Consider the following 22,888-nt stretch of genomic DNA (forward strand, 5'->3'; position numbering starts at 1 on the left):
GGATCACTGGATCGCAGAGGGATCGTCCGGTTCGGCGTCCGGCTCCGCTTCCGTGTCGGAGGGCGCGTGGTGGCGGCAGCTCGGTGAGGAGCCGTGGGCCTCGGCTCCGATGCGCTGTTTCATCGTGGGGGGCAGGGAGCGGGCATAGGACCAGTCCCAGGCGGCTGTCGTGCAGTTGCGCGCCGGACGGCTGTCGGCTACCGCCGTGGTGGCGGTCGTCGTGATCAGGCCGAGCGTCGTGCACAGCGCCAGGAAGGCGGTGACGACGGCGGTCCACAGCTTCATGACCTTGTTCTGGGCCATGGCCCCTCACTTTCGGGTCGGGCGATTTGCGTACTTTCCTCATGATGTGTATGGCGGCCGGGAAGTGGCGGACCTACGGCCGTGGCGCGTCGATCTTCTGATGAACACCACCCGGATGGGCGTAAGGGGGGTAATGGCCGCAAATGGTCACCGTGCGTGGAGGTGTGATCACCTTCCGATCGGAGCGGTGCCGTCCACTTCTACTGTGGTGTGCAGGGCGGGAGTTGGTGGCCGGCGTAGGTAACTGATCGGTCTCGGCCGGAGGGTATAGTCGGGCGCCAGAAGGTCCCCTACGTCAAGGAAAGACGAGGTCGCACGGTGAAGAAGCTTCTCCTGGTCGCACTGGCCGCCATCGGCGGGCTCCTCGTGTACCGCCAGATCCAGGCGGATCGCGCCGAGCAGGATCTGTGGACGGAGGCGACCGACTCCGTGCCCACGGGTTCCTGAGTATCGACAGCAGTCTGTGAGCAGACCCCGGCCGCCGACGCGGTCGGGGTTTTGTGTTGCTGGGGCAAATCACGACGCATAAGGGGCAGTCGTTTCGGGCGGTCGTGCGAATCGTGCGGTGACGGGGCGGACGGCGGGGCAGGATGAGCGACGGTCCGGGCAGAAACGGTGCCCGGACGGAGCTGGGCCGGTGGGCGGTTCGGGCGGCGAGTGGGACGAGGGGTGGCGCGTGATGGGGCGGCGCACGGTGCGGGGCGCGGTCGTGGCGGCGGTGCTGTGCGCGCTGGCGGGAGTGGGCGCGGGCCCCGGGGCCGGCTCGGAGGCGGCCGCCGCGCAGGACGCGTACGCCTATGACTTCGCCGAGGACGCCCAGGTCGTCGAAGGGGCCGCGAGCACCACGGACGCCGTCCGGCTGGAGCCCGGCTCCACCTACCGGAGCACCCTCCCGGTCAACGGCAGGCTCTACTACCGCCTCGCACTCGACGCCACGTCGAACGCGTACGTCTCCGCCACCGCTGTCCCCCGCCAGGGCACGACGGTGTCCTCCTCCGACGGCGTCAAGGTGGCCGTGCAGGACGCCGACGCCCGCTCCTGCTCCTACGACAGCACCCGCTTCGGGGCCTCCCGCAGCCCGCATCCGGTCGCCGCCTGGGCCTCGCGCGAGACCGACGGCACGACGACGGGCTGCCAGGACGCCGGTACGTACTACGTCGTCGTCGACCGCATCGACTCGGCGGGCTCGTCCTCGGACGACTGGGACCTGGAGCTGACGTACGTGTCGGAGCCGGGCCTCGTCAACCAGGCGGCGACGGTCGCGCCCGAGTCCCCCGGGTCCTGGGACTCCGCCTCGCCCGATCCCCTCACCGGAGACGCCGTCCCGCGCGCGGGGGGCGCCGGATTCGCCACGGCCACCGCGGTGGGGCAGGGCGTCTTGCAGGACGACATCACGCCCGGCCGGACGCTGTTCTACCGGGTGCCGGTCGACTGGGGGCAGCAACTCCACGCCGTCGCCGAACTGGGCAGTTCCAGCGGCGGAAGCAGGTTCCTCGGCAACGCGCTCGTCATGTCGCTCTACAACCCCGCGCGCGGGTACGTCGACGACGAGGGCCTCGGCTACAACGGCAGCCAGACCTCCGCCGCCCTCGACCCGCTGCCACCCGTCGAGTACGCCAACCGCTTCGGCGTCGGCGACCGGATCCAGGGGATGCGCTTCGCCGGCTCCTACTACCTCGTCATCCACCTCGCCGAGCAGATGACGGAACGATTCGGCGCGGGACCGTACGGGCTGACGCTGCGGATCCAGGTGAGCGGCACGGCGCAGGACGCGCCCGCGTATCTGGGGCAGTCCGTGCCCCGGGACACCTTCGCGGTCACGGAGGAGGAGCGGGAGGCGGCCGGGGGATGGACGTCCGGCGGGGTCGCGGGCGGTACCGGAGCCGACGAGAGCGCCGCCGGGAGCGACGGGACCGATGACGCCGCCATGCGGGTGGTCGCGGTGAGCGGTATCGGCGCGGGGAGCCTGCTGATGCTGGGGCTCGGGCTGTGGACGGTGGTCGCCCGACGGCGGTCCGCGCGCGCGTAGTCGCGTGGTTCAGATGCGGAACAGAGCCCAGAAACCGACCGCGTAGCAGGTCAGGGCGAGGACCAGCACCGGTATCGCCACCTTCGCGGACGGCCCGGGACGACGCTGGCGACGTCGGCCGCGGCGCTGCGGAACCGCCTGCGCGGACGCGGGAACCTGCGGGACCTGAGCGACGTACGAAGAGGTGGGGGCGTACGCGTCCGGGTGACGCAGCGTCGGAGTGGGGGTCGCCGTCGCGGTCGGAGCCTGCGTCTGGGTGGTGGTTCCGTGCGGGTGCGGATGGGGGGAGGGCGCGTGCGTCGTTTCGAAGGGTGCGGATACGTGCTTGGCGGCCGTGGGGGGAGTGGCGGGGGCGGTCAGCTGGGGAGGGGGCAGATGGAAGCTGCCCGTGTCCGACATGGAGGACGGCCGGGGCGGGGCCGCTGACGGCGGCTGCGGGGGGACGGGGGCGACGGCCTGGGCTGCGTTCGGGTCCGTGGGCGAGGGGAGGGAAGGCGCCGTGGACGGTGGGTGCGTGGGGCGTGGTGGTGTGGTGTCCGGGTGGGGCGGGATGCCGTTGCGCTGAGCGGGGTGGGGCTGCTCAGGGCTCGGCGGCTGGGGCGGTCGTACGGAGTCGTTGCCCGGCCAGATGGGGGCGGCGCCGGAGGACGGCCAGGGCTGCTCGGTCCCGGAACCGGTGGGTGAGGGGGCCTCGACCGGCCGGGAGGGGATGGCACCCGCGCCTGGTCCGGAGGGTGGGGAGACGGGATCCGGCATCGGGCCGGGCAACGGACTCCGCGTCGGCCCGGGGCCCGGTCCCGTGTGTGTGCCGCCCGTCGCCGGGCCGGTGGGTGTGCCGTCCGGGTTCGGTTCGCGGTACGGGTCGTACGGGCGGGCTGCTCCCGGGCCGGTGTGCGTGCTGTTCGAGTCCGGGCCGCCGTACTCGCCGTGTCCGGTGCCTGTGGCCGGACCGCCCGCCGTGCCGGCGCCTGTAGCCCCGCCGGTGCGCGCGCCGTTCATGGTCACGCCGGGGGACGGTTTGAGGGGACCGGCCGGGGCGAAACCCCTTGGGAGAGGCCCGAGTTGGTCGAAGATCTCGATCAACTCGTCGTCGGGGCCGGGCTCGGGCAGGAGCTCGGCGGCCTGGCCGAGGGCCTTGCGCGCGCCCGTGGCGGTGCGGAACCGCGCCTGGGGGTCCGGCTGCAACAGCGTGGCCACGACCTGCCAGAGCGGCTCCGGTATGCCCTGCGGGGCACTGGGCGTGCCGTGCTCCGCGAAGTACTCGATGAGGGCCTTGGAGTCCGGCTTGGCGCCCTCCAGGAGATAGAGCGCGACCAGGCCCACGGCGAACAGATCGGAAGGGAAGTCCGGGTCCGCGCCCAGCATTTGCTCCGGAGCGAAGTAACCCGGCGTGCCCACCACGTAGTCGGTCTCCGTCAGGCGCGGCTCGCCCAGCCGCATCGCGATGCCGAAGTCGGACAGACGCAGCCGCGGGCGGCCCGTACCGGTCGCTTCGAGCAGCACGTTGGCGGGCTTGATGTCGCGGTGCACGACGCCTTCCGCGTGCACGGCGGCGAGGCCCGAGAGGAGCTGGTCGAGAAGGGTGCAGACGAACGCGGGCGGCAACGGGCCGTAGTCCGCGATCAGATGGACGAGCGAGCCGCCGGCGACCAGGTCCATGGTGAACAGGACCTTGTCGTCGTCCGCCGCCCAACTGGCCGGGGCGAGCACATGCGGGTGGTCGATCCGCAGCGCCTGTTCACGGACGAAGCGCAGCAGCGAGTGGGCGTCGCTCTGCTGGAGCACCTTGGCGGCGACATACCGGCGGCGGCGGTGGTCCCAGGCACGCCAGACGGCGCCGACTCCCCCACGCCCGATCGGGTCGGCCAGTTCGTACCGGCCGGCGAAGACCTCACCCATGGCTCTGCGTCGATCCCCCTTCGGATCCCCGCTCGGTCGGCTCCGGACCGGCGGTTGGTACGGCTCCTCCTACCCCGCTCCGGAGCCCGCTGTCACCCCGCTCGCCCAGAACCTGTCTCCGTACCTGTTTTCCCGCCCGTCTCCCGTGCACCTGCCCCGTCCCCGCTGCTCCTGAGCCGGAGCCCGGCCGCCGAACCCCCGGTCGGCGGCCGGGCCGACGGCTCAGTTCTGGTGGGACTGGTAGTGCGTCACGGCGTCCGAGGTGCGACCCGCGCCGTACACCCGGAGGAACTCTGCCAGTTCCGGGTGGGTCGGGGCGAGAGTGTCCGCAGCCTCGATGATGTCCCCGGCGGCCGCCACCGAGCGCAGCAGCGACTGGATCTCGCGGACCACCCGCTTGACCGTGGGCGCCCCCGAACTCGTCGTCGACTGCGTGGTGTTGCTGAGCACCGAACCCCCCTGCGACTTCTTGATCTCGTCCATCCGCTCGGTCGCCTCGGCCGCGCTGACGCTGCCGTCCGCGACCTGACCGGCCAGATCCTGCAGCAACTGCACCCGCTGCACCACTGCCGGATTGCCGATCTTGGCCCGCTGGCCGCTCATCAGCTGTGACAGCATCGGCGCGGACAGCCCCAGTACCCCCGCGAGACGAGCCTGGTTGAGACCAAGATCGTCGATGAGCTTACGGAAGAGCGCCCCCAGCGGCTCCCCGTACCAGTTCCGCTGAAGCTCCCGCGCTCTTGCGGTGGCTTCCTGCTGTGCGGCATCCATTGCGTCTCCCCATCGCTTCCCCAAATACCGCGGTTCGCTGTAGCGAACCACGTCGAGCATCTTACGGAGAGTGGTCGTCCACGGGGACCCCCAATCCTTTTGCGGGATACCGGGGATGACCCGGTACTCTTGTCGACGGCACCCACCAGTACTTGGTTGTTCTGGGCGGACGCCTTTCCCTCGGGGCCTTAGCTCAGTTGGTAGAGCGCTGTCTTTGCATGGCAGATGTCAGGGGTTCGACTCCCCTAGGCTCCACATCAGAAATGCCCCCTGAACTGCGGAAACGCAGTTCAGGGGGCATTTTTCGCAGCCAGCCCCCGCCTGCCCCGGTAGTGCCTCCCGGCCCCCGATGGTGGGGCCAGCTACACCCCCGGTTCGGGAGTACACGTCATCGTTTCCATGAGCGCGCGACGGCATCGTTGAACCCAGTTGATCCCCGTGATCCACAGAGGTCCACAGCCAGCCCGCCGGAAGGAAACCGCCGTGAAGTCGCAGCTCTCGTCGAAGCCCAGCACGACCGGCGCCGCTGCTGCTCCCGGACCGCTCGCCTCCTTCGCCCGGTTCGTCCTGTGCGGCGGTGGCGTCGGCCTCCTCTCCAGCGGCGCCGTCGCGCTGCTCGCGGTGGCGATGCCCTGGGCGCTGGCCAACGCGCTGATCACGGTCGCCTCGACCGTCCTGTGCACCGAACTCCACGCCCGCTTCACCTTCGGGTCCGGCAAGCGCGCCGGTTGGCGACAGCACTGGCAGTCGGCGGGCTCGGCCACCGCCGCCTACGTCGTCACCTGCGTCGCGATGTTCGTCCTGCACCTGGTCCAGTCGTCGCCCGGCATGCTGACCGAGCAGATCGTCTACCTCAGCGCCTCCGGCCTCGCCGGCATAGGCCGCTTCCTGGTCCTCCGGCTGTTCGTCTTCGCCGCCGGCCGGAGCAAGGGCACGGTCCAGGTGGTCCCGGTGACCCTCGCGAAGCCGGTGGTTCCGGTGGCTTCGGTGATCCCGGTGCCCTCGACAGTCCGCCGCACCATCCTCCGTGCCCCGGCCACGAGGGGTATCGGCAGCCCGAGGACGAGCCCGCGACTGGCCGTCTCCTGACGACGAGGACACGGGCCGCCGACGGCACCGGGAACGGGCCTCACACCGTCACACCAGCGTCGACGTCGAGTCGGCGCTGTCGTCGGTGTCCGTACCGCCCGCCTCCGCCGCACGCGCCGGCGGATGCTCCTTGGCAAGCTTCTCGCCCTCCACGTCCACATGCGGCAACAGCCGGTCCAGCCACCCGGGAAGCCAGCTGACCCGGTCGCCGACCAGAGCCAGAACGGCCGGTACGAAGGCCAGCCGGACGACGAACGCGTCGAACAGGACGGCGATGGCCAGACCGAAGCCGATCATCTTGATCATCGACTCACCGGCGGTGATGAAGCCGGAGAACACCGCGATCATGATGAGCGCGGCGGCCACGACCACCCGCGCGCTGTACCGGAAGCCGGTGGAGATCGAGGCGCCGGAACTGTCCCCGTGGACGTACGCCTCCCGGATGCGCGAGACCAGGAAGACCTCGTAGTCCATGGCGAGGCCGAAGACGATGCCGACCAGGAAGATCGGCATCAGGCTCATGATCGGACCCGTGGTCTCCACACCCAGCAGCGAGGCGCCCCAGCCCCACTGGAAGACCGCGACGACACACCCCAGCGCGGCCAGCACCGACAGCAGGAAGCCCACCGCGGCCTTCACCGGGATGACGATCGACCGGAACACCAGCAGCAGAAGCACGATCGCCAGACCCACCACGACGATCAGATACGGGACCAGCGAACCCTGCACCTTCTGGGCCACGTCGATGTTCAGCGCCGTCGTCCCGGTCACGTCGAAGGTCGCTCCCGGCGCCGCCGACTCGATCGCCGACCGTTCGTCGCGGATGGTGTGGACGAGGTCCACGGTCTTCTCACTGGTGGGCGCGTTCGCCGGAACCGCGGAGAACATCGCCGTGTCACCCGCCGCGTTGAACCGCGGGGCGGCCACCGACACCACCCCGTCCGTCGCCCCGATCCGCTGCTCGATCGTCGCCACCGCGGCCTTCGGATCAGCGGCGTTCCGCGCGTCGACCACGACCGTCAGCGGCCCGTTGAAACCCGGTCCGAACCCCTCGGCCAGGTCGTCGTAGGCGCGCCGCTCCGTGGTCGCCGTGGACTTCGCCTCGTCCCCGGTCTGCCCCAGCTGCAAGCCCAGCACCGGCAACGCCAGCACGACCAGCCCCGCCACCGTGGCCAGCAGCACGGGCACCGGATGCCGCAGCACGAAATTGGCCCAGCGGCTGCCCATGTTGCCCACGACGCCCTGGATACGCCGCCCGGTCTTCTTGTACGGCCGTGACAACACCGCACGCGGCCAGAAACCCAGCAGCGCCGGCACCAGCGTCAGGGAGATCAGCACGGCGACGACGACCGCCCCTGCCGCCGCCAGCCCCATCTTGGTCAGCATCGGGATACCGACCACCGAGAGCCCGGCCAGCGCGATGACGACGGTCAGCCCCGCGAAGACGACCGCCGAACCCGCGGTACCCACCGCCAGACCGGCCGCCTCCTCCGTCGTATGCCCGTTGGCACGCTCCTCGCGGTACCGGAAGACGACGAACACCGCGTAGTCGATGCCACAGGCCAGACCGAGCATCGTCGCCAGGGTGCCGGTCGTCGACGACAGCCCGAAGGTGCTCGCCAGAGCCGTGATCGAGGCCATGGAGACCCCGACACCGACAACCGCCGTCAGCAGCGGCAGTCCGGCCGCCGCCAGCGACGCGAACGTCACCATCAGGACCACGGCGGCGATGGCGATACCGATGATCTCGCCCGCCCCGCCCGCCGACGGCTGGCTCGCCAGTGCCGTACCGCCGACCTCGACGGTCAGACCGGTGTCCCTGGCCCGCTCCACCGCGGCCTTCAGCGTGTCCTTGCTGGCGTCGGTGAGTTCGTCCGCCTGCACCGTGTAGGTGACCGTCGCGAACGCCGTCGTTCCGCTCTCGCTCACCGCGTTGGCGGCCTGGAAGGGGTTCACCACACCGGCGACCTGCGGTCCGCCCGACACCTCGTCCACCAGCCGGTCGATCGCCGCCCGTTCGTCGGACGCGGTGACCTTCTGGCCGTCCGGTGCGACGAACACCACCCGGGCGACCGCGCCGTTGGCCTGCGCGCCCGGGAAACGCTCTTCCATCAAGTCGAACGCCCGCTGGGACTCGACCCCGGGAGTGGAGAACTCGGTCTCAGGAGCCCCGGGCGCCTTGGCTGCGCCGAAACCGACGGCGGCCAGGACGGCCACCCACAGCAGGACGACGTACCAGCGCCGCCGGAAGGCCAGACGGCCCAGTCGAAACAGGAAGGTAGCCATGGACGGAGATCTCTGCTCTGCCCTCGGATGCCCCCAAGCTCTCCGAGTATGGAGCGACCGTGCGCCGTCCGCCCGTCGAGAAGATCTCGCCCGGAGAACGCCTCCGACGATGTTTCACGTGAAACAGCGAAGGGTGATGTTTCACGTGAAACATCGCTGTGGGGCGGGAGGCCCTCTGGTCTCCCGCCCCACAGCGACACCACACACGAACCGTCCGTCGAGCAGTTGTCAGCGGCGGTCCTCGTCGCCCTCCGCCGCCTCCGACTCGGCCTCCTTCGCCTCGACCTCGGGGTCAAGATGCGAGGGAGCGGTGCCGTCCACCGACGTCAGACGGCCCGTCTCCGGGACCTCGGTCGCGGCGGGCGGCTCGACCAGCCAGTCGGGGTTGGCCTGCTTGTCCCACCACTTCCACGCGGCGAAGGCGCCGCCCGCCAGGATGCCCAGCACGACCAGCCCCTTGGCGAGTCGGCCGGCCCGGGCCCGCCGCTCATGCCTGCGGGCCAGCTTCCGGATCTCCTGCGGAGTGACCTGGCCACGCAGCGCGGCCAGCGCCGCGACACTGCGTGCGGCGGCCTCCTCTCGTACGGGTCCGGCCGCCGCGACCGCCCGCTCCACGCGCGGCGCGGTGTAGTCGGCGGCCTGCCGGGCCGCCTTGGCGGTACGGGCAGCGGCTTCGTGGGCGGCATGGTCGACCTTCGGCGGCACATGCGTACGGGCCTGCTCCAGTCGCGGCGCCAGATGCGCGCCGTACTGGACACGGGCCTGTTCCGCAGCCTGGGACACCTTGGGCGCAAGCCGCACGCGTGTCTCGTGGGCGTACTGGGTGGCCCTGTCCTTGGCCGTGTCGGCGTAGGGCGCCACCACGTCCGCGGCGTGCAGGACGCTGTCCTTCGCCGAGCTGGTTGCGGCGCGCACGCTTTCGATGCGGGTCACGGGATCCTCCTCGTCGGTGGCGTACGGTTATTCGACTCTCCACCCTTTTACGGATCATGCCTGGCAATACGTCACGGGGCATGCGAGGGCGGGCATCCGGGTCATGGACGGCCGGTCCCACGGGACTGACGGCACCGAACCGATCGCATGTGGCAGCGGATGACGATCACATGCAATAGCGATGAATACCGGGCAACAGGAGCTTGTCGTCGACAATGCCACGGATCGCCGCGCCGTGCGCCCGTCCCGTGCCTACTCGACCGGTTTTCTGCGCACCGCCGGAAGCGCAAGCGAAACCGCCGGATTTTCGCTCGGAGGTGGGCGCCGGGCGACGCACCGCGTGGACCGTGCGAGGATCGGGGAGTCACAAGAGGACAACGGAAGGCAGATCGTGGCCGAGCAGCTTTACGCCACCCTGAAGACCAATCACGGCGACATCGAAGTCCGGCTCCTGCCGAACCACGCGCCCAAGACGGTCCAGAACTTCGTCGAGCTCGCCACCGGCGGGCGTGAGTGGACCAACCCGGAGACCGGTCAGAAGTCCACGGACAAGCTCTACGACGGCACGGTCTTCCACCGGGTGATCAGCGGATTCATGATCCAGGGCGGTGACCCCCTCGGTAACGGCACCGGCGGTCCCGGCTACCAGTTCGAGGACGAGTTCCACCCGGACCTCCGCTTCGACAAGCCGTACCTCCTGGCCATGGCCAACGCCGGCCCGGGCACCAACGGCTCGCAGTTCTTCATCACCGTCTCCCCCACGGCGTGGCTGACCCGCAAGCACACCATCTTCGGCGAGGTCACCGACGCGGCCAGCCAGAAGATCGTGGACGCCATCGCGACCGCGGCGACCAACCCGCGCACCGACCGCCCGGTCAACGACGTCGTCATCGAGTCGGTCGTCATCGAGACCCGCTAGAGCTCACCCCCGGGAACCCCTACCGCCGGCTCTTCCCGGAGGGGAACCAGCAGGGAACCAAACGCCCCGCTCATCCGTAAGGATGGGCGGGGCGGTGCATTGCATACGACGCCTGACCGAACGACGACGGACTGACGGACTTAGGGGATCCCATGGACCAGGCGCCAGGCAGCCCGCAGGGCCCGCAGGACGCCCAGAGCCTGCCCACCTGCTACCGCCACCCGGACCGCGAGACAGGCATCCGCTGCACCCGCTGCGAACGCCCGATCTGCCCCGAGTGCATGGTCAGCGCCTCCGTAGGCTTCCAGTGCCCGGAATGCGTGCGCAACGGCTCCGGCACGGGACACGCGCCGAGCGCCTCCCGCCCCCGCACCCTCGCCGGCGGCACCGTCACGGCCGACCCCAGGCTCCTCACCAAGATCCTGATCGGCATCAACCTCGCCGTCTACCTGCTCCAGATGTCGCTCGGCGACGAGTTCACGGACCGCTTCCAGCTCCTCGGCAGCGCCTACGTCCCGAGTCTCGGCTCGATGGAGGGCGTCGCGGAGGGACAGTGGTACCGGCTGCTGACCTCGATGTTCCTGCACGGCAGCGTCATGCACATCCTCTTCAACATGCTCAGCCTGTGGTGGATCGGCGGCCCCCTGGAAGCCGCCCTCGGCCGCGCCCGCTACCTCACGCTGTATCTCGTCTCGGGCCTCGCGGGCAGCGCGCTGACGTATCTGATCGCCGCCGCGAACCAGCCGTCGCTCGGCGCCTCCGGTGCCATCTTCGGCCTCTTCGGCGCGACCGCCGTCCTGATGCGCCGCCTCAACTACGACATGCGGCCCATCCTCGCCCTGCTGGTGATCAACCTGATCTTCACCTTCGGGTGGAGCAACATCGCCTGGCAGGCCCACATCGGCGGCCTCGTCGCCGGTGTCGTCATCGGGTACGCCATGGTCCACGCCCCGCGCGAGCGCCGGTCCCTGGTCCAGTACGGCGTCTGTGCGGTGGTCCTGGTCGTGGTGGTCGCCATGACGCTGATCCGCACGGGCCAGCTCATCTAGCACGCCTCGACGGGTTTCGGCGCGCCCGGACAGGTCACTCCTGTCACTGAGTGCCTGTTGTCCACAGTCCGTGGCGCTACCTGTGCACAGTGTGCGGGAACAGCTGTGCCCCCTGTCACCGACCGGAGTTTTCCCAGGTCAGGCAGGGGGCGAACAAGCTTGCGGTTACCGGTGTGTCAGTCGTACCGGCGTCAACACTCGATGAGTTATCCACAGATCGTCGTCTTTTCCCCAGGCGGGGTGTGGAAATTCAACCTGGCTGTGGATAACTCAGCGAAAAGCCCTGGGCAGAGCCCTGATGGCCCGCCCTGAAGGCCCTACTTCCACTGCGTGGAGACACCGAAGCCCGCGGCGATGAAGCCGAAGCCCACCACGATGTTCCAGTTGTCCAGTGAGTCGATCGGCAGCGTGCCGTCGGTCACATAGAAGAGGACGATCCAGGCCAGGCCGATGAGGAACATCGCCAGCATGACCGGTGCGACCCAGCCGCGGCTGTTCAGTTTGATGGCCGTCGCCTGCTTGGCGGGCGGCGGCGTGTAGTCGGCCTTCTTGCGGATACGTGACTTCGGCACGAGGGTCTCTCCTGTCGATGCGCTGCGTGGCCGCGCAGGGAACTGGTCGGGCTCCGGGGCAGCGTACAAGGGGACACTTAGTGCTCCCCCGGGCGTCCGTTAGCGTAGTGCTTCCGCGGCGCCGAAGGAGATAAGGGTACGTTGAGCAATTCCGCCGACTTCCCCGGGACGGATGTCAGTCCCGCCCGTAACCGCCGTTTCCGCCCGGTCCGGGTGCTCACCGTGGGGGTCTTCGCCCTCGCGGGGCTGATTTTCTTCACGAGCTTCGACACGGCCAAGGGTACGAACATCCGCACGGACGCCTCCCTGCTGAGGCTCTCGGACCTCATCCAGGAGCGCAGCCACAAGAACGGCCGGCTCGACGAGTCCAACGCAGCCCTGCGCGACGACGTCGAGGCCCTCGCCGAACGCGACGACGGCAGCACCGAGGCCGAGGACGCCAGGCTGGCGGCGCTGGAGAAGTTCGCGGGCACCCAGAAGCTCAAGGGCGAGGCGCTCACGGTCACCCTCAATGACGCCCCGCCGAACGCCACGGCGAAACTCCCCGGCTACCCCGAGCCGCAGCCCGACTACCTGGTCATCCACCAGCAGGACCTCCAGGCCGTGGTGAACGCCCTGTGGCAGGGCGGGGCCAAGGGCATCAAGGTCATGGACCAGCGGCTGATCTCGACCAGCGCCGTCCGCTGTGTGGGCAACACGCTGATCCTTCAGGGACGCGTCTACTCGCCCCCGTACAAGATCACGGCGGTCGGGGACCCGGAGAAGCTGCGGAACGCGCTCACCGCGTCCAAGGCGATCCAGAACTACATGGTCTACGTCAACGTCTACGGGCTCGGCTGGCAGGTCGACGAGGACGGGACGGTGACTCTGCCCGGTTACTCGGGCACAGTGGATCTGCAGTACGCGACACCTGTGAAGTAGCTGGCGTAGCTCACCACTGGGGGGCCTGTGTCGGGGCGCGTGATCATCAGGACGGTCAGCGAACTGTGCGTCACGGTGGGCACGGTGATCGTGCTCTTCGTCGTGTACGTGCTGTTCTGGACCGGTGTGAAGGCCGACGGCGTCATGGACGACCAGATCGACCAGTTACAGGACCAGTGGTCGAAGGGCACGGTGACCCAGGCGCCGGAGCCGGAGACGTCGGCCACTCCCACGAGCACGGCGGGCCCGAAGCCGCCCGGCCCCTACTCCTCGGGCAAACCCTTCGCGATCATGTACATCCCCCGGCTTGGTTTCACGTGGAACAAGCCCGTGCTCGAAGGCACGAAGACCAGCACCCTGAAGAAGGGGCTGGGCCACTACGCCACCACCACGCGGCTCGGCCAGGAGGGCAACTTCTCGGTCGCGGGCCACCGGCGTACGTACGGCGATCCGTTCAAGGACTTCCCGAAGCTGCGCCGCGGGGACGCGGTGGTGCTGACGGACGGGACGACGTGGTTCACGTATCGGATCGACAAAGGCCCCTACAAAACCGTGCCCACGGACATTGAGGTGATCGATCCTGTGCCACGTAAGAGCGGGTACACGCGTCCGGGTCGTTATCTCACGCTGACCACGTGCGATCCGGAGTGGGGCCACAGCCATCGGTTGATCGTCTGGGCGCACCTGGATTCCACACAGCCTGTGGAGGCCGGGAAACCTGCGGCGCTACGCCGTTAATCTGGTGAGGTACGCGTGAGTCCGGTGCCGCGAGTCGGGTGCCGTGGGCGACGGAAGGGACGGCATGTACGGCTGGATCTGGCGGCATCTGCCGGGGAACGCGTGGGTGAAGGCGTTGCTCTCCCTCGTACTGGCGCTGGCGGTGGTCTATGTGCTCTTCCAGTACGTCTTCCCGTGGGCCGAACCCCTGCTCCCCTTCAACGATGTGACGGTGAACGACCAGTGAGCGCCCGGATTCTCGTCGTCGACAACTACGACAGCTTCGTCTTCAACCTGGTCCAGTACCTGTACCAGCTGGGCGGCGAGTGCGAGGTGCTGCGCAACGACGAGGTGTCGACGGCGCACGCGCAGGACGGCTTCGACGGTGTGCTGCTGTCGCCGGGCCCGGGTACGCCCGAGGAGGCCGGCGTCTGCATCGAGATGGTGCGGCACTGCGCGGCCACCGGGGTGCCGGTGTTCGGGGTCTGCCTGGGCATGCAGTCGATGCAGGTGGCGTACGGCGGTGTGGTGGACCGCGCGCCCGAGCTGCTGCACGGCAAGACGTCCCTCGTGGAACACGAGGGCAAGGGCGTCTTCGCGGGTCTGCCGAGCCCCTTCACGGCGACCCGCTACCACTCCCTGGCGGCGGAACCGGAGACGGTCCCGGCCGAGCTGGAGGTCACGGCCCGTACGCACGACGGGATCATCATGGGCCTCAGACATCGTGAACTCCCGGTCGAGGGTGTGCAGTTCCACCCCGAGTCGGTGCTGACGGAGCACGGTCACCTGATGCTGGCCAACTGGCTGGTGGAGTGCGGCGACCCGGGTGCGGTGGCGAGGTCGTCGGGGCTCGCCCCGGTGGTGGGCAGGGCCACGGCGTGACCGCCCTGCGCCCCGAGCGCGAGTCCGGCTCCGCGTACGGAGACACCGGCGACCAGGGAACCTCGTACGGGCAGCAGGAGCCGTACGGGGTGCCGGGTGCGTTCGAGGCGCCGGCGGAGCGGCCGGTGGATCCGCTGAGCGATCCCTTGCCGGGGCAGCGGAACGATCCGCCGCCGGGTCCGGGCAGCGGGCGGCGCAGGCGTGGCCATGCGCGGCCGTACGACGCCTCGGCCGAGCAGGGGGCGGCGGAGCACCGGGGCTCCGGGCCCGAGTCGGGGTACGACTCGCGGGGGTACGCGCAGGACTGGCAGGTGGGGGTGTACGAGGAGCAGGTGCCGTACGTGGCTCCCGCGGCCCCTCCTCGTGCGACGCAGCCGCCCGTGGCTCCTCCCGTCGTGCTGCCTCCGGTCGACGAGGAGACGGTGGCGCTGCGGCTGGCGGATCTGCCGCGAATACCCGACGAGGAGTCGGTGTCGGACGCCTCGGCCGGCGCAGGGGCCACAGGCGCCTCTGAGAGCCCTTCGGCGGCAGGTGGGCGGGCAGCGCGCCGGAAGGCCGCCAAGGCCCGTCACGGGCGCCATGGAGGCCCTCAGGAGGCATCGGAGGGTCAGGCCGCCGATTCGGCGGAGGGCGCGCCCCTCTCGCGGGTGGCCGCGCGGCAGGCGGCGCGGGCGCAGAAGCCGGGCATGGCCGTGATGGCGAGCCGGGCGGTCGGTGAGGTGTTCATCACCACCGGCGTACTGATGCTGCTGTTCGTGACCTACCAGCTGTGGTGGACGAACGTACGGGCGCACGCGCAGGCCGGGAACGAGGCGAGCAGCCTCCAGGACGACTGGGCGAGCGGGAAGCGGGCACCGGGGGTGTTCGAGCCGGGGCAGGGGTTCGCCATCCTGGACATCCCCAAGCTGGACGTGGTCGTGCCGATCGCGGAGGGCACCAGCAAGAAGAAGGTGCTGGACCGGGGGATGGTCGGTCACTACGCGGAGGGCAGCCTCAACACGGCGATGCCCTCGGCGGCGACCGGCAACTTCGGGCTCGCGGGGCACCGCAACACGCACGGCGAGCCCTTCCGGTACATCAACCGGCTGAAGAAGGGCGACGCGATCGTCGTGGAGACGCAGGACAAGTACTACGTCTACAAGATGGAGGCGATCCTGCCGGTCACGTCGCCGAGCAACACGAGCGTGCTGGACCCGATCCCCAATGGCTCGGGTTTCACCGAGCCGGGCCGCTACATCACCCTCACGACGTGTACTCCGGAGTTCACGAGCAAGTACCGGATGATCGTGTGGGGCAAGATGGTCGAGGAACGGCCGCGCAGCAAGGGCAAGCCGGATGCGCTCTTGTAGTACCGGTCTCGTGCAGCAGTAAGGGCGATGAAGAGTGGCAGCGACGACGGACCACGACGAGCAGGCCGCGGACGTGCCCGTTTCCCCCTCGCAGGCCCGCCCCAGGGGCACGACCGGAAAACTGGCCACCGCGGTGAGCGTTTTCGGTGAACTCCTCATCACGGCGGGCCTGGTGCTGGGCCTGTTCGTGGCGTACTCGCTCTGGTGGACGAACGTCGTCGCGGACCGCGAGGCGGACAAGCAGGGCGACGAGGTACGCGACCACTGGGCCGACGCGGACACGGGTCCCGGTGCCCTGGACACCAAGGACGGCATCGGCTTCCTGCACGTCCCGGCGATGAAGAACGGCGAGGTCCTGGTCAAGAAGGGCACGTCGTCGAAGGTCCTGAACGACGGCGTCGCCGGCTACTACACGGACCCGATCAAGTCGGGTCTCCCCCAGGCGAAGTCGGGCAACTTCACGCTGGCGGCCCACCGGGACGGCCACGGCGCCAAGTTCCACAACATCGACAAGCTGAAGAAGGGCGACCCGATCGTCTTCGAGACGAAGAACGAGTGGTACGTCTACAAGGTCTACAACACGCTCCCGGAGACCTCGAAGTACAACGTCGAGGTCCTGTCCCCGATCCCGAAGGAGTCGGGGAAGCGGAAGGCGGGGCGGTACATCACCCTGACGACCTGTACCCCGGTGTTCACGTCGGAGTACCGGTACATCGTGTGGGGGGAGCTGGTGCGGGTGGAGAAGGTGGATTCGAAGCGGACGGTGCCGGAGGAGTTGCGGTGAGGTGACTGAGGTCCTGGGAGGACCTCAGTCCTCTAGCATGACAAAGGCCCGAAGCCGCAACTTTCTCTTGCGGCTTCGGGCCTCTTCCTGCGAGTGCCGCAGTTACTCCAGGATCTCGAGCGGCGCTCCGGCGCTCCACTCCTCCAGCAGCCCACGGTGTACGGCGGTGATGCCGCCGCTGGCGGCGATGCTCAGCGCCTCTGGGGTGAAGGGGCACGTTGCCACGTAGAGCGCCACTTCCGCGCTGTACAGCACCTTGGCCGAGCCGACGAACTTCTGTACGTCGGGGCTGGTGATGTTGAGGTAGGGCGCGAACCTCTTGCATTGGACGACGAGGCGTCGCCCGTCGGCCGTGAGCGCGATGATGTCGACGCCCCGGTCTCCGTGACCGCCTTGGACTACGACGTTCGTACATCCGTCGCGGCGCAGCAGTTTGGCGATGTGGTGCTCGAACGTGCGGCCGTTCATGGCGTCCATGGAGGCCATGACTCCGGGGAGGGGACGGCCCTCGTGCGGGCTTTCGAGCCTCTGCAGCCGGGCGTGGTGCTGCCGGAGCCGCTGCTCGACGCGCTGGACTCCTGCCCGCAGGGCGATGAGTTCCTTGCGGTGTTCGCCTGAGGTTTCGATCAGGGCGTTGAACATGGGGACGACTGTCTTGCCGAGGATGTGGGTGATGCGCTGGTCGATGCGGTCGTCGAGGGACTGTGTAGCTGCCTCGGCCGGGTTGTCCACCGAGTGGGTGGTGCGTGCCAGGTACTCCATGTCGAGGAGATAGGTGCGGACCTGGCGGGCCACCTCGCTGTCGCGGAGGAGCATGGCCGCGTTGAGAACGGCTCGGCGGGACCAAAGGGCCAGGCTGGAGCGGGGTTGTGGATAGCTCTCAGGATAGAGAGACAACGTGTCTCCCTTAAATCGCGCGAGTTCTTCGCCGCGCAGGATCCGCAGGCCGTTCACCGTCAGCTCGTCCCGGTGCCGTTGTGCCATACGGTTGACAGCGCGCTCCGCGACTTCGAAGTACGCCGCGACCATCGCCGTTGTCACATGCATGCCGTCCGGCAGTAGTGACAGAGCCTTGACCTTGTCGAGCACATCTGTGCGTTCCAGCACGCTGTCGCGCAAGGTCTTCGACTCCAGCAGTGCCGTTTCGTTGATCACGTTTCGTTTCTCCTCGACTCGTCGGGTTTTCCTCACCCGTCCAACGAGTCCAGGCATACGAAGTTCTGGTCGGATTTCGTACATGGGTATGAGTGAGCCCCGGCGCCTTCTCAGGTGCCGGGGCTCAGCTGCGTGACAAGAGACGTCAGCCGAAGATGCCGCCGTTGTCGTTGTCGCCGTTGTTTCCGCCGTTGTTGTTGTTTCCGAAGCCGACGCTCTGGAGCGTGACCTGGGTGTTGCCCGGGTCGTTGACCTCGCTGCCCTGGCCCGGGTTCTGGCCGGTGACGATCGCGGTGTCGCTCTGGTCGCTGTCGTTGGTGAACTGGATGTTGTTGAAGCCGGCTGCCTGCAAGGTCTGCTTGGCCTGTCCGACCGTCTGTCCGACGACGTTCGGGACCTCGGTCTTGTCGGCCGCCTTGCCGATCTGGATGGTCACCGTGGAGCCCGGGTCGGCCTGGGTGTTGGCCTGGGGCGAGGTCGCGATGACCTTGCCGATCAGGTTGTTGTCCTCGGTCTCGACCTCTGTGCACTCGCCGACGAGGTCGTTGTCCTGCATCTGCTGCTTGGCGGTGTCACAGTCCTGGCCGGTGACGTCCGGGACGGTCGACTTCTCTTCCTCCTTGGCGACGGTGAGGGTGATCGTCGTGCCCTTCTCCACCTCGTCGCCAACCTTCAGGGACTGTTCCAGGACGGTGCCCGGGTCCTCGGGGGATTCCTTCTCGACCGTCTTGACGTCGAACTGGTAGTCGTCGCCCTCGAGTTTCGTCGTGGCGTCGTCGACGTCGTCGCCGAGCACGCTCGGTACGACCACCTTCGGCGCCCCGGTCGACACCACCAGCGCGATGGTGTCGCCCTTCTTCACGTCGACGCCCTGGGCCGGCGTCTGGGAGCAGATGTTGCCCTTGGGTTCCGCCTCGCAGGCCTTGTTCGTGAACGTCAGTTTCAGGTCGACGTTCACCGCTGCCTTCTCGGCATCGGCTTTGGTCTGGCTGACGAAGTTGGGGTTCGTGATGGTGGAGTCGCTGGCGTTCTGGCCGTCGAAGACCCACCTGCCGATCAGGATCGCGCCCACCAGCACCAGCAGCCCCGCCACGACCAGCAGGATCGTCGAGGTGTTCGACTTCTTCGGCTGCTGGCGGCGCCGTGGACCGCGGTCGTCGTAGCCGAAGCCGCCGTCGTCCGGGTTCATCGGCGGGAGCATGGTGGTCGCGCCGGCGTCGGAGCGCAGGGCGGTGGTGGCCTGGTCGTCGGGGTAGCCGTAGCCGCCGTAGCCGACCGAGCTCATGGCCGCCGCTGCCGCTACCGGCTGGCCGTCGAGGCAGGCCTCGATGTCGGCGCGCATCTCGTCGGCGGACTGGTAGCGGTAGTCCGGGTCCTTGACCAGGGCCTTGAGGACGATGGCGTCCATCTCGGGCGTGATCTCGGGGTCGAACACCGACGGGGGCTGCGGTTCCTCCCGTACGTGCTGGTAGGCCACCGCGACCGGGGAGTCCCCGATGAAGGGCGGACGTACCGTCAGCAGCTCGTAGAGGAGGCAGCCGGTCGAGTAGAGGTCCGACCGGGCGTCGACCTGTTCGCCCTTCGCCTGTTCCGGCGAGAGGTACTGGGCCGTTCCTATGACCGCCGATGTCTGCGTCATCGTCATGCCGGAGTCGCCCATCGCGCGGGCGATGCCGAAGTCCATGACCTTGACCTGGCCGTTGCGCGTGAGCATCACGTTCGCCGGCTTGATGTCGCGGTGGACGATGCCGCTTCTGTGGGAGTACTCCAGTGCCTGGAGAATCCCGATCGTCATCTCCAGTGTCCGCTCGGGCAGCAGCTTGCGGCCCGAGTGGAGGAGTTCGCGGAGGGTCGAGCCGTCCACGTACTCCATGACGATGTACGGGATGGACGTCCCGTCGATGTAGTCCTCGCCGGTGTCGTACACGGCGACGATCGCGGGATGGTTGAGCGAGGCGGCCGACTGGGCCTCCCGGCGGAACCGGGCCTGGAAGGAAGGATCGCGCGCGAGGTCGGCGCGCAACGTCTTCACTGCCACGGTGCGGCCCAGGCGGGTGTCATGTGCGAGGTATACCTCCGCCATGCCACCACGGCCGAGCACCTGGCCCAGCTCGTACCGGCCGCCGAGGCGACGCGGCTCTTCCATAGCTTCCTACCAGCCCTCTCCGTCGGTCCCGACCGCACCTGCTGTGTGGTCCGGCGGTGTGCCGTCCGGGGATACGGTACCCGGGTTCATTTGTGTGACCTGGCCAAGCCCGTCAGCCGATACCGGACCGGTATCGCAACGTGCACCGATGTGAAGGGGACGTGACGGGGCTCACTGCTTGCTCTTGATGACCGCCTCCATCACGCTCTTGGCGATGGGCGCGGCCAGACCGCCGCCCGAGATGTTGTCACGGACGGCGCCCTCGTCCTCGACGACGACCGCGACGGCCACCGGTGAGCTGCCGTCGGCGAGCTTGGCGTACGAGATGAACCAGGCGTACGGCTTCTCGCTGTTGTCGACGCCGTGCTGGGCGGTGCCGGTCTTGCCGCCGACGGTGACGCCGCTGATCTGGGCGTTCTTGCCGGTGCCGTCCTTGACGACCGTCTCCATCATCGACTGGAGGATCTGGGCGTTCTTGGAGGACAGCGGCTGGCTCATCTCCTCGGGCTCGGTCTGTTCGAGCACGTCGAGGTTGGGGGCCTGGAGCTTGTCGACCATGTACGGCTTCATGAGCTTGCCGTCGTTGGCGATCGCGGAGGCGACCATGGCCATCTGCAGCGGGGTCGTCGCGGTCTCGAACTGGCCGATCGAGCTGAGGGCGGTCTGCGGCTTGTCCATCTTCTCGGGGAAGTTGGAGGCGGAGGAGCGGACCGGGACGAACTGCTGCTCGTTGAAGCCGAACTTCTTGGCCTCTTCGAGCATCTTGTCCTTGCCGAGGTCGGCGCCGATCTTGCCGAAGACGGTGTTGCAGGAGTACTGGAGGGCGACGCGCATGGTCGCGTTCTCGCAGGGGATGTTGCCCTCGTTCTTCAGCTCGGTCGTGGTTGTCGGCAGGGTGTAGGGGAGCGGCGAGTCGGTCTTTTCGTCGGCGTCCGTGTAGAGGCCGTTCTCGAGGGCCGCCGCCGCCGTCACGACCTTGAAGGTGGAGCCGGGCGGGTAGATGTCGCGCAGGGCCCGGTTGAGCAGGGGCTCGTTCGGGTCCTTGTCCTTCTGGAGCTTCTGCCAGGCCTCCGCGTCCTTCGTCGAGTTCCCGGCGAACACCGAGGGGTCGTACGAGGGGAAGGAGGCCAGGGCGAGGATCGCGCCGGTGGACGGGTCGATCGCGGCCACCGCGCCCTTGCCGCGGCCCTTGAGACCGTCGTACGCGGCCTTCTGGGCGGCGGCGTTGAGGGTGGTGACGACGTTGCCGCCCTGCTTCTTCTTGCCCGTGATCATGTCGAGGGTGTTGCGGAAGAAGAGCCGGTCGTCGTTGCCGGTGAGGATGCCGTCGTCGATGGACTCCAGCTGCGTCGCGCCGAACGCCTGCGAGGCGTAGCCCGTGACGGGCGCCCACATGGCGCCGTCCTTGTAGGTGCGCTTGTACTCGAAGTCGCTGCTGTTGGACGTGGTGGAGCCGGTGATCGACTCGCCGTCGACGATGATGTTGCCGCGAGGCGTGGCGTACCGCTCGATGGCGACGCGGCGGTTGAGGGTGTCGTCCTTGAGGTCGTCGGCCCGGACGTACTGGAGCCAGTTGTCACGGACCAGCAGGGCGAGCACGAGGAGCCCGCAGAAGATCGCGATCCGGCGCAGGGGCTTGTTCACGGTCGGACCACCTGGGTCATCTCGGCGTCGGGACTGGGGGCCGGGGCGGGCGCCGGCCGGCGGGCGGTGTCGCTGATTCTGAGCAGGATGCCGATGAGGGCCCAGTTGGCGATGACGGAGGAACCGCCGTACGCCAGGAACGGCATCGTCATACCGGTGAGCGGGATCAGGCCCATGACACCGCCGGCGACGACGAAGACCTGGAGGGCGAAGGCGCCGGAGAGGCCGATGGCGAGCAGCTTGCCGAAGGGGTCGCGGGCGGCGAGGGCGGTGCGGACGCCGCGTTCGACGATCAGGCCGTAGATGAGCAGGATCGCCATGACGCCGGCCAGGCCGAGTTCCTCGCCGAAGGTGGCGAGGATGAAGTCGGAGTTGGCGGCGAAGCCGATGAGGTCGGAGTTGCCCTGGCCGAGGCCGGTGCCGAGGGTGCCGCCGGAGCCGAAGGCCCACAGGGCCTGCATGGACTGCTCGGTGTGGCCGGCGACGCCCTTCTGGCTGAGGAGGTATTCGTTCATCGGGTCGAGCCAGGCCTCGACGCGCTGCTGGACGTGCGTCTCGAAGCTGGCGACGCCGACCGCGCCGGCCGCCGACATCAGCAGACCGAAGACGATCCAGCTGGTCCGCTCGGTGGCGACGTACAGCATGATGATGAACATTCCGAAGAACAGCAGCGACGTTCCGAGGTCGGTCTCGAAGACGAGGATCAGGATCGAGATGATCCAGACGACGATGATCGGTCCGAGGTCGCGGCCGCGGGGCAGGTACAGGCCCAGGAAGCGGCGGCTGGCGAGGGCGAGGGCGTCGCGTTTCACCATCAGGTAGCCGGCGAAGAAGATCGCGAGGGCGATCTTGGCGAACTCACCGGGCTGGACGGTGCCGAGGCCGGGGATCTTGATCCAGATACGGGCGCCGAAGATGTTGACGCCGAGGCCCGGGACGAGCGGCAGGATCAGCAGGACGATCGCGCCGGCCATGGAGATGTAGGTGTAGCGCTGCAGGATGCGGTGGTCCTTGAGGAAGACCAGGACGGCCACGAACAGGGCGACGCCCAGCGCGGAGTACAGCAGCTGGCGGGGTGCCGCCTCGACGAACGTGTCCCGCAGCTGGAGCCGCTTCGACTGGTCCAGGCGCCAGATGACGACCAGGCCGACGCCGTTGAGCAGCGTGGCCAGGGGCAGCAGCAGTGGGTCCGCGTACGGGGCGAACTTGCGTACGACGAGGTGGCCGACGCCGGCGATCAGGCCGAGGCCGAGGCCGTAGCTGAGCAGCCCGGCCGGGACCTTGTCGTCGATGGCCAGACCCACGTTGACGTAGGCGAACACCGGGATGACCACGGCGAACACCAGCAGCGCCAGTTCGGTGTTGCGTCGGCTGGGTGTGCCGATCGCGCCGATCGTGGACGTGTGGTGTGTCGGACTGTTGGTTGTACTGCTCATCGTA

The 22,888-nt window shown here is 68.7% G+C and carries 21 protein-coding genes and 1 tRNA gene; 12 read left to right on the top strand and 10 right to left on the bottom strand.

Annotated elements, in window-relative coordinates:
• Positions 1 to 3 precede the first annotated feature (3 nt).
• Positions 4 to 303 (bottom strand): DUF6344 domain-containing protein, encoded by a 300-nt coding sequence (locus ACFYXF_RS11095; RefSeq protein WP_389349243.1) that lies wholly within the window; start codon positions 301 to 303, stop codon positions 4 to 6.
• Between the two features lie 318 nt (positions 304 to 621).
• Between ACFYXF_RS11095 and ACFYXF_RS11100 the strand changes: the two genes are divergently transcribed.
• Both ACFYXF_RS11100 and ACFYXF_RS11105 read left to right on the top strand, forming a co-directional pair.
• Positions 622 to 750: a DLW-39 family protein gene (locus ACFYXF_RS11100; RefSeq protein WP_003999697.1), complete on the top strand. Its 129-nt coding sequence runs from the start codon at positions 622 to 624 to the stop codon at positions 748 to 750.
• A gap of 190 nt (positions 751 to 940) precedes the next feature.
• A complete protein-coding gene (locus ACFYXF_RS11105) occupies positions 941 to 2,332 on the top strand; it encodes a hypothetical protein (protein WP_389349244.1) in 1,392 nt (463 codons plus the stop codon).
• Between the two features lie 9 nt (positions 2,333 to 2,341).
• On the opposite strand, the gene ACFYXF_RS11110 is transcribed toward ACFYXF_RS11105, so the two are convergent.
• Together ACFYXF_RS11110 and ACFYXF_RS11115 are read right to left on the bottom strand one after the other, a co-directional pair.
• A complete protein-coding gene (locus ACFYXF_RS11110; RefSeq protein WP_389349245.1) occupies positions 2,342 to 4,231 on the bottom strand; it encodes a serine/threonine-protein kinase in 1,890 nt (629 codons plus the stop codon).
• Between the two features lie 222 nt (positions 4,232 to 4,453).
• Positions 4,454 to 5,002: a DNA-binding protein gene (locus tag ACFYXF_RS11115; protein ID WP_235476814.1), complete on the bottom strand. Its 549-nt coding sequence runs from the start codon at positions 5,000 to 5,002 to the stop codon at positions 4,454 to 4,456.
• A 182-nt stretch (positions 5,003 to 5,184) separates the two neighbouring features.
• On the opposite strand from ACFYXF_RS11115, the gene ACFYXF_RS11120 reads away from it, so the two are divergent.
• Positions 5,185 to 5,257: transfer RNA gene (locus ACFYXF_RS11120), tRNA-Ala, on the top strand.
• A gap of 228 nt (positions 5,258 to 5,485) precedes the next feature.
• Positions 5,486 to 6,091, top strand: coding sequence for a GtrA family protein (locus ACFYXF_RS11125; RefSeq protein WP_389349246.1), 606 nt, complete (start codon positions 5,486 to 5,488; stop codon positions 6,089 to 6,091).
• A gap of 48 nt (positions 6,092 to 6,139) precedes the next feature.
• On the opposite strand, the gene ACFYXF_RS11130 is transcribed toward ACFYXF_RS11125, so the two are convergent.
• A complete protein-coding gene (locus tag ACFYXF_RS11130) occupies positions 6,140 to 8,377 on the bottom strand; it encodes an MMPL family transporter (protein ID WP_389349247.1) in 2,238 nt (745 codons plus the stop codon).
• A gap of 228 nt (positions 8,378 to 8,605) precedes the next feature.
• Positions 8,606 to 9,310, bottom strand: a complete 705-nt coding sequence (locus ACFYXF_RS11135) for a DUF5324 family protein (protein WP_389349248.1) — start codon at positions 9,308 to 9,310, stop codon at positions 8,606 to 8,608.
• A 391-nt stretch (positions 9,311 to 9,701) separates the two neighbouring features.
• On the opposite strand from ACFYXF_RS11135, the gene ACFYXF_RS11140 reads away from it, so the two are divergent.
• Both ACFYXF_RS11140 and ACFYXF_RS11145 read left to right on the top strand, forming a co-directional pair.
• Positions 9,702 to 10,229, top strand: a complete 528-nt coding sequence (locus ACFYXF_RS11140) for a peptidylprolyl isomerase (RefSeq protein ID WP_389349249.1) — start codon at positions 9,702 to 9,704, stop codon at positions 10,227 to 10,229.
• A gap of 152 nt (positions 10,230 to 10,381) precedes the next feature.
• Positions 10,382 to 11,278, top strand: a complete 897-nt coding sequence (locus ACFYXF_RS11145; RefSeq protein WP_389349250.1) for a rhomboid family intramembrane serine protease — start codon at positions 10,382 to 10,384, stop codon at positions 11,276 to 11,278.
• Between the two features lie 317 nt (positions 11,279 to 11,595).
• Here ACFYXF_RS11145 and crgA read toward each other — a convergent pair whose 3' ends face one another.
• Positions 11,596 to 11,850, bottom strand: a complete 255-nt coding sequence (gene crgA, locus ACFYXF_RS11150; RefSeq protein WP_006383246.1) for a cell division protein CrgA — start codon at positions 11,848 to 11,850, stop codon at positions 11,596 to 11,598.
• A gap of 141 nt (positions 11,851 to 11,991) precedes the next feature.
• Between crgA and ACFYXF_RS11155 the strand changes: the two genes are divergently transcribed.
• Genes ACFYXF_RS11155 through ACFYXF_RS11180 form a run of 6 tightly spaced genes read left to right on the top strand, consistent with a single transcriptional unit; the run spans position 11,992 to position 16,503 of the window.
• Positions 11,992 to 12,771 (top strand): DUF881 domain-containing protein, encoded by a 780-nt coding sequence (locus ACFYXF_RS11155; RefSeq protein ID WP_389349251.1) that lies wholly within the window; start codon positions 11,992 to 11,994, stop codon positions 12,769 to 12,771.
• A 27-nt stretch (positions 12,772 to 12,798) separates the two neighbouring features.
• Positions 12,799 to 13,509, top strand: coding sequence for a class E sortase (locus tag ACFYXF_RS11160; protein WP_389349252.1), 711 nt, complete (start codon positions 12,799 to 12,801; stop codon positions 13,507 to 13,509).
• A gap of 43 nt (positions 13,510 to 13,552) precedes the next feature.
• Positions 13,553 to 13,735 (top strand): hypothetical protein, encoded by a 183-nt coding sequence (locus ACFYXF_RS11165; RefSeq protein WP_198539328.1) that lies wholly within the window; start codon positions 13,553 to 13,555, stop codon positions 13,733 to 13,735.
• The gene (locus ACFYXF_RS11170) at positions 13,732 to 14,370 is read left to right on the top strand and encodes an aminodeoxychorismate/anthranilate synthase component II (protein WP_389349253.1); all 639 of its coding nucleotides are present in this window, start codon (positions 13,732 to 13,734) and stop codon (positions 14,368 to 14,370) included. The genes ACFYXF_RS11165 and ACFYXF_RS11170 overlap by 4 nt, the downstream gene beginning before the upstream one ends.
• Positions 14,367 to 15,719 (top strand): class E sortase, encoded by a 1,353-nt coding sequence (locus tag ACFYXF_RS11175; protein ID WP_389349254.1) that lies wholly within the window; start codon positions 14,367 to 14,369, stop codon positions 15,717 to 15,719. Before ACFYXF_RS11170 ends, ACFYXF_RS11175 begins: the two co-directional genes overlap by 4 nt.
• Positions 15,720 to 15,753: 34 nt before the next feature.
• On the top strand, positions 15,754 to 16,503 hold the full coding sequence (locus ACFYXF_RS11180; protein WP_389349255.1) for a class E sortase: 750 nt from the start codon (positions 15,754 to 15,756) through the stop codon (positions 16,501 to 16,503).
• Between the two features lie 102 nt (positions 16,504 to 16,605).
• Here ACFYXF_RS11180 and ACFYXF_RS11185 read toward each other — a convergent pair whose 3' ends face one another.
• The 4 genes from ACFYXF_RS11185 to ACFYXF_RS11200 all read right to left on the bottom strand — a co-directional run bounded on the left by ACFYXF_RS11185 (position 16,606) and on the right by ACFYXF_RS11200 (position 22,884).
• A complete protein-coding gene (locus ACFYXF_RS11185; RefSeq protein WP_389349256.1) occupies positions 16,606 to 17,658 on the bottom strand; it encodes a restriction endonuclease in 1,053 nt (350 codons plus the stop codon).
• Positions 17,659 to 17,803: 145 nt separating this feature from the next.
• Positions 17,804 to 19,804 carry a Stk1 family PASTA domain-containing Ser/Thr kinase gene (gene pknB, locus ACFYXF_RS11190; protein ID WP_389349257.1) on the bottom strand — a complete coding sequence of 667 codons (2,001 nt, stop codon included), beginning with the start codon at positions 19,802 to 19,804 and terminating at the stop codon, positions 17,804 to 17,806.
• A gap of 171 nt (positions 19,805 to 19,975) precedes the next feature.
• Positions 19,976 to 21,448, bottom strand: coding sequence for a peptidoglycan D,D-transpeptidase FtsI family protein (locus ACFYXF_RS11195; RefSeq protein WP_389349258.1), 1,473 nt, complete (start codon positions 21,446 to 21,448; stop codon positions 19,976 to 19,978).
• Positions 21,445 to 22,884: an FtsW/RodA/SpoVE family cell cycle protein gene (locus ACFYXF_RS11200; RefSeq protein WP_369029162.1), complete on the bottom strand. Its 1,440-nt coding sequence runs from the start codon at positions 22,882 to 22,884 to the stop codon at positions 21,445 to 21,447. Before ACFYXF_RS11200 ends, ACFYXF_RS11195 begins: the two co-directional genes overlap by 4 nt.
• Between the last annotated feature and the right edge of the window lie 4 nt (positions 22,885 to 22,888).

Source organism: Streptomyces sp. NPDC002680 (genome assembly GCF_042889145.1).
In the GTDB taxonomy this organism is placed as follows: Bacteria; Actinomycetota; Actinomycetes; order Streptomycetales; family Streptomycetaceae; genus Streptomyces; species Streptomyces adonidis.

Coding starts and splice junctions, on each gene's coding strand:
- ACFYXF_RS11130 (WP_389349247.1), bottom strand. CDS start 8,377: ATGGCTACCTTCCTGTTTCGACTGGGCCGTCTGGCCTTCCGGCGGCGC.
- ACFYXF_RS11145 (WP_389349250.1), top strand. CDS start 10,382: ATGGACCAGGCGCCAGGCAGCCCGCAGGGCCCGCAGGACGCCCAGAGC.
- ACFYXF_RS11115 (WP_235476814.1), bottom strand. CDS start 5,002: ATGGATGCCGCACAGCAGGAAGCCACCGCAAGAGCGCGGGAGCTTCAG.
- ACFYXF_RS11110 (WP_389349245.1), bottom strand. CDS start 4,231: ATGGGTGAGGTCTTCGCCGGCCGGTACGAACTGGCCGACCCGATCGGG.
- ACFYXF_RS11200 (WP_369029162.1), bottom strand. CDS start 22,884: ATGAGCAGTACAACCAACAGTCCGACACACCACACGTCCACGATCGGC.
- pknB (WP_389349257.1), bottom strand. CDS start 19,804: ATGGAAGAGCCGCGTCGCCTCGGCGGCCGGTACGAGCTGGGCCAGGTG.
- ACFYXF_RS11095 (WP_389349243.1), bottom strand. CDS start 303: ATGGCCCAGAACAAGGTCATGAAGCTGTGGACCGCCGTCGTCACCGCC.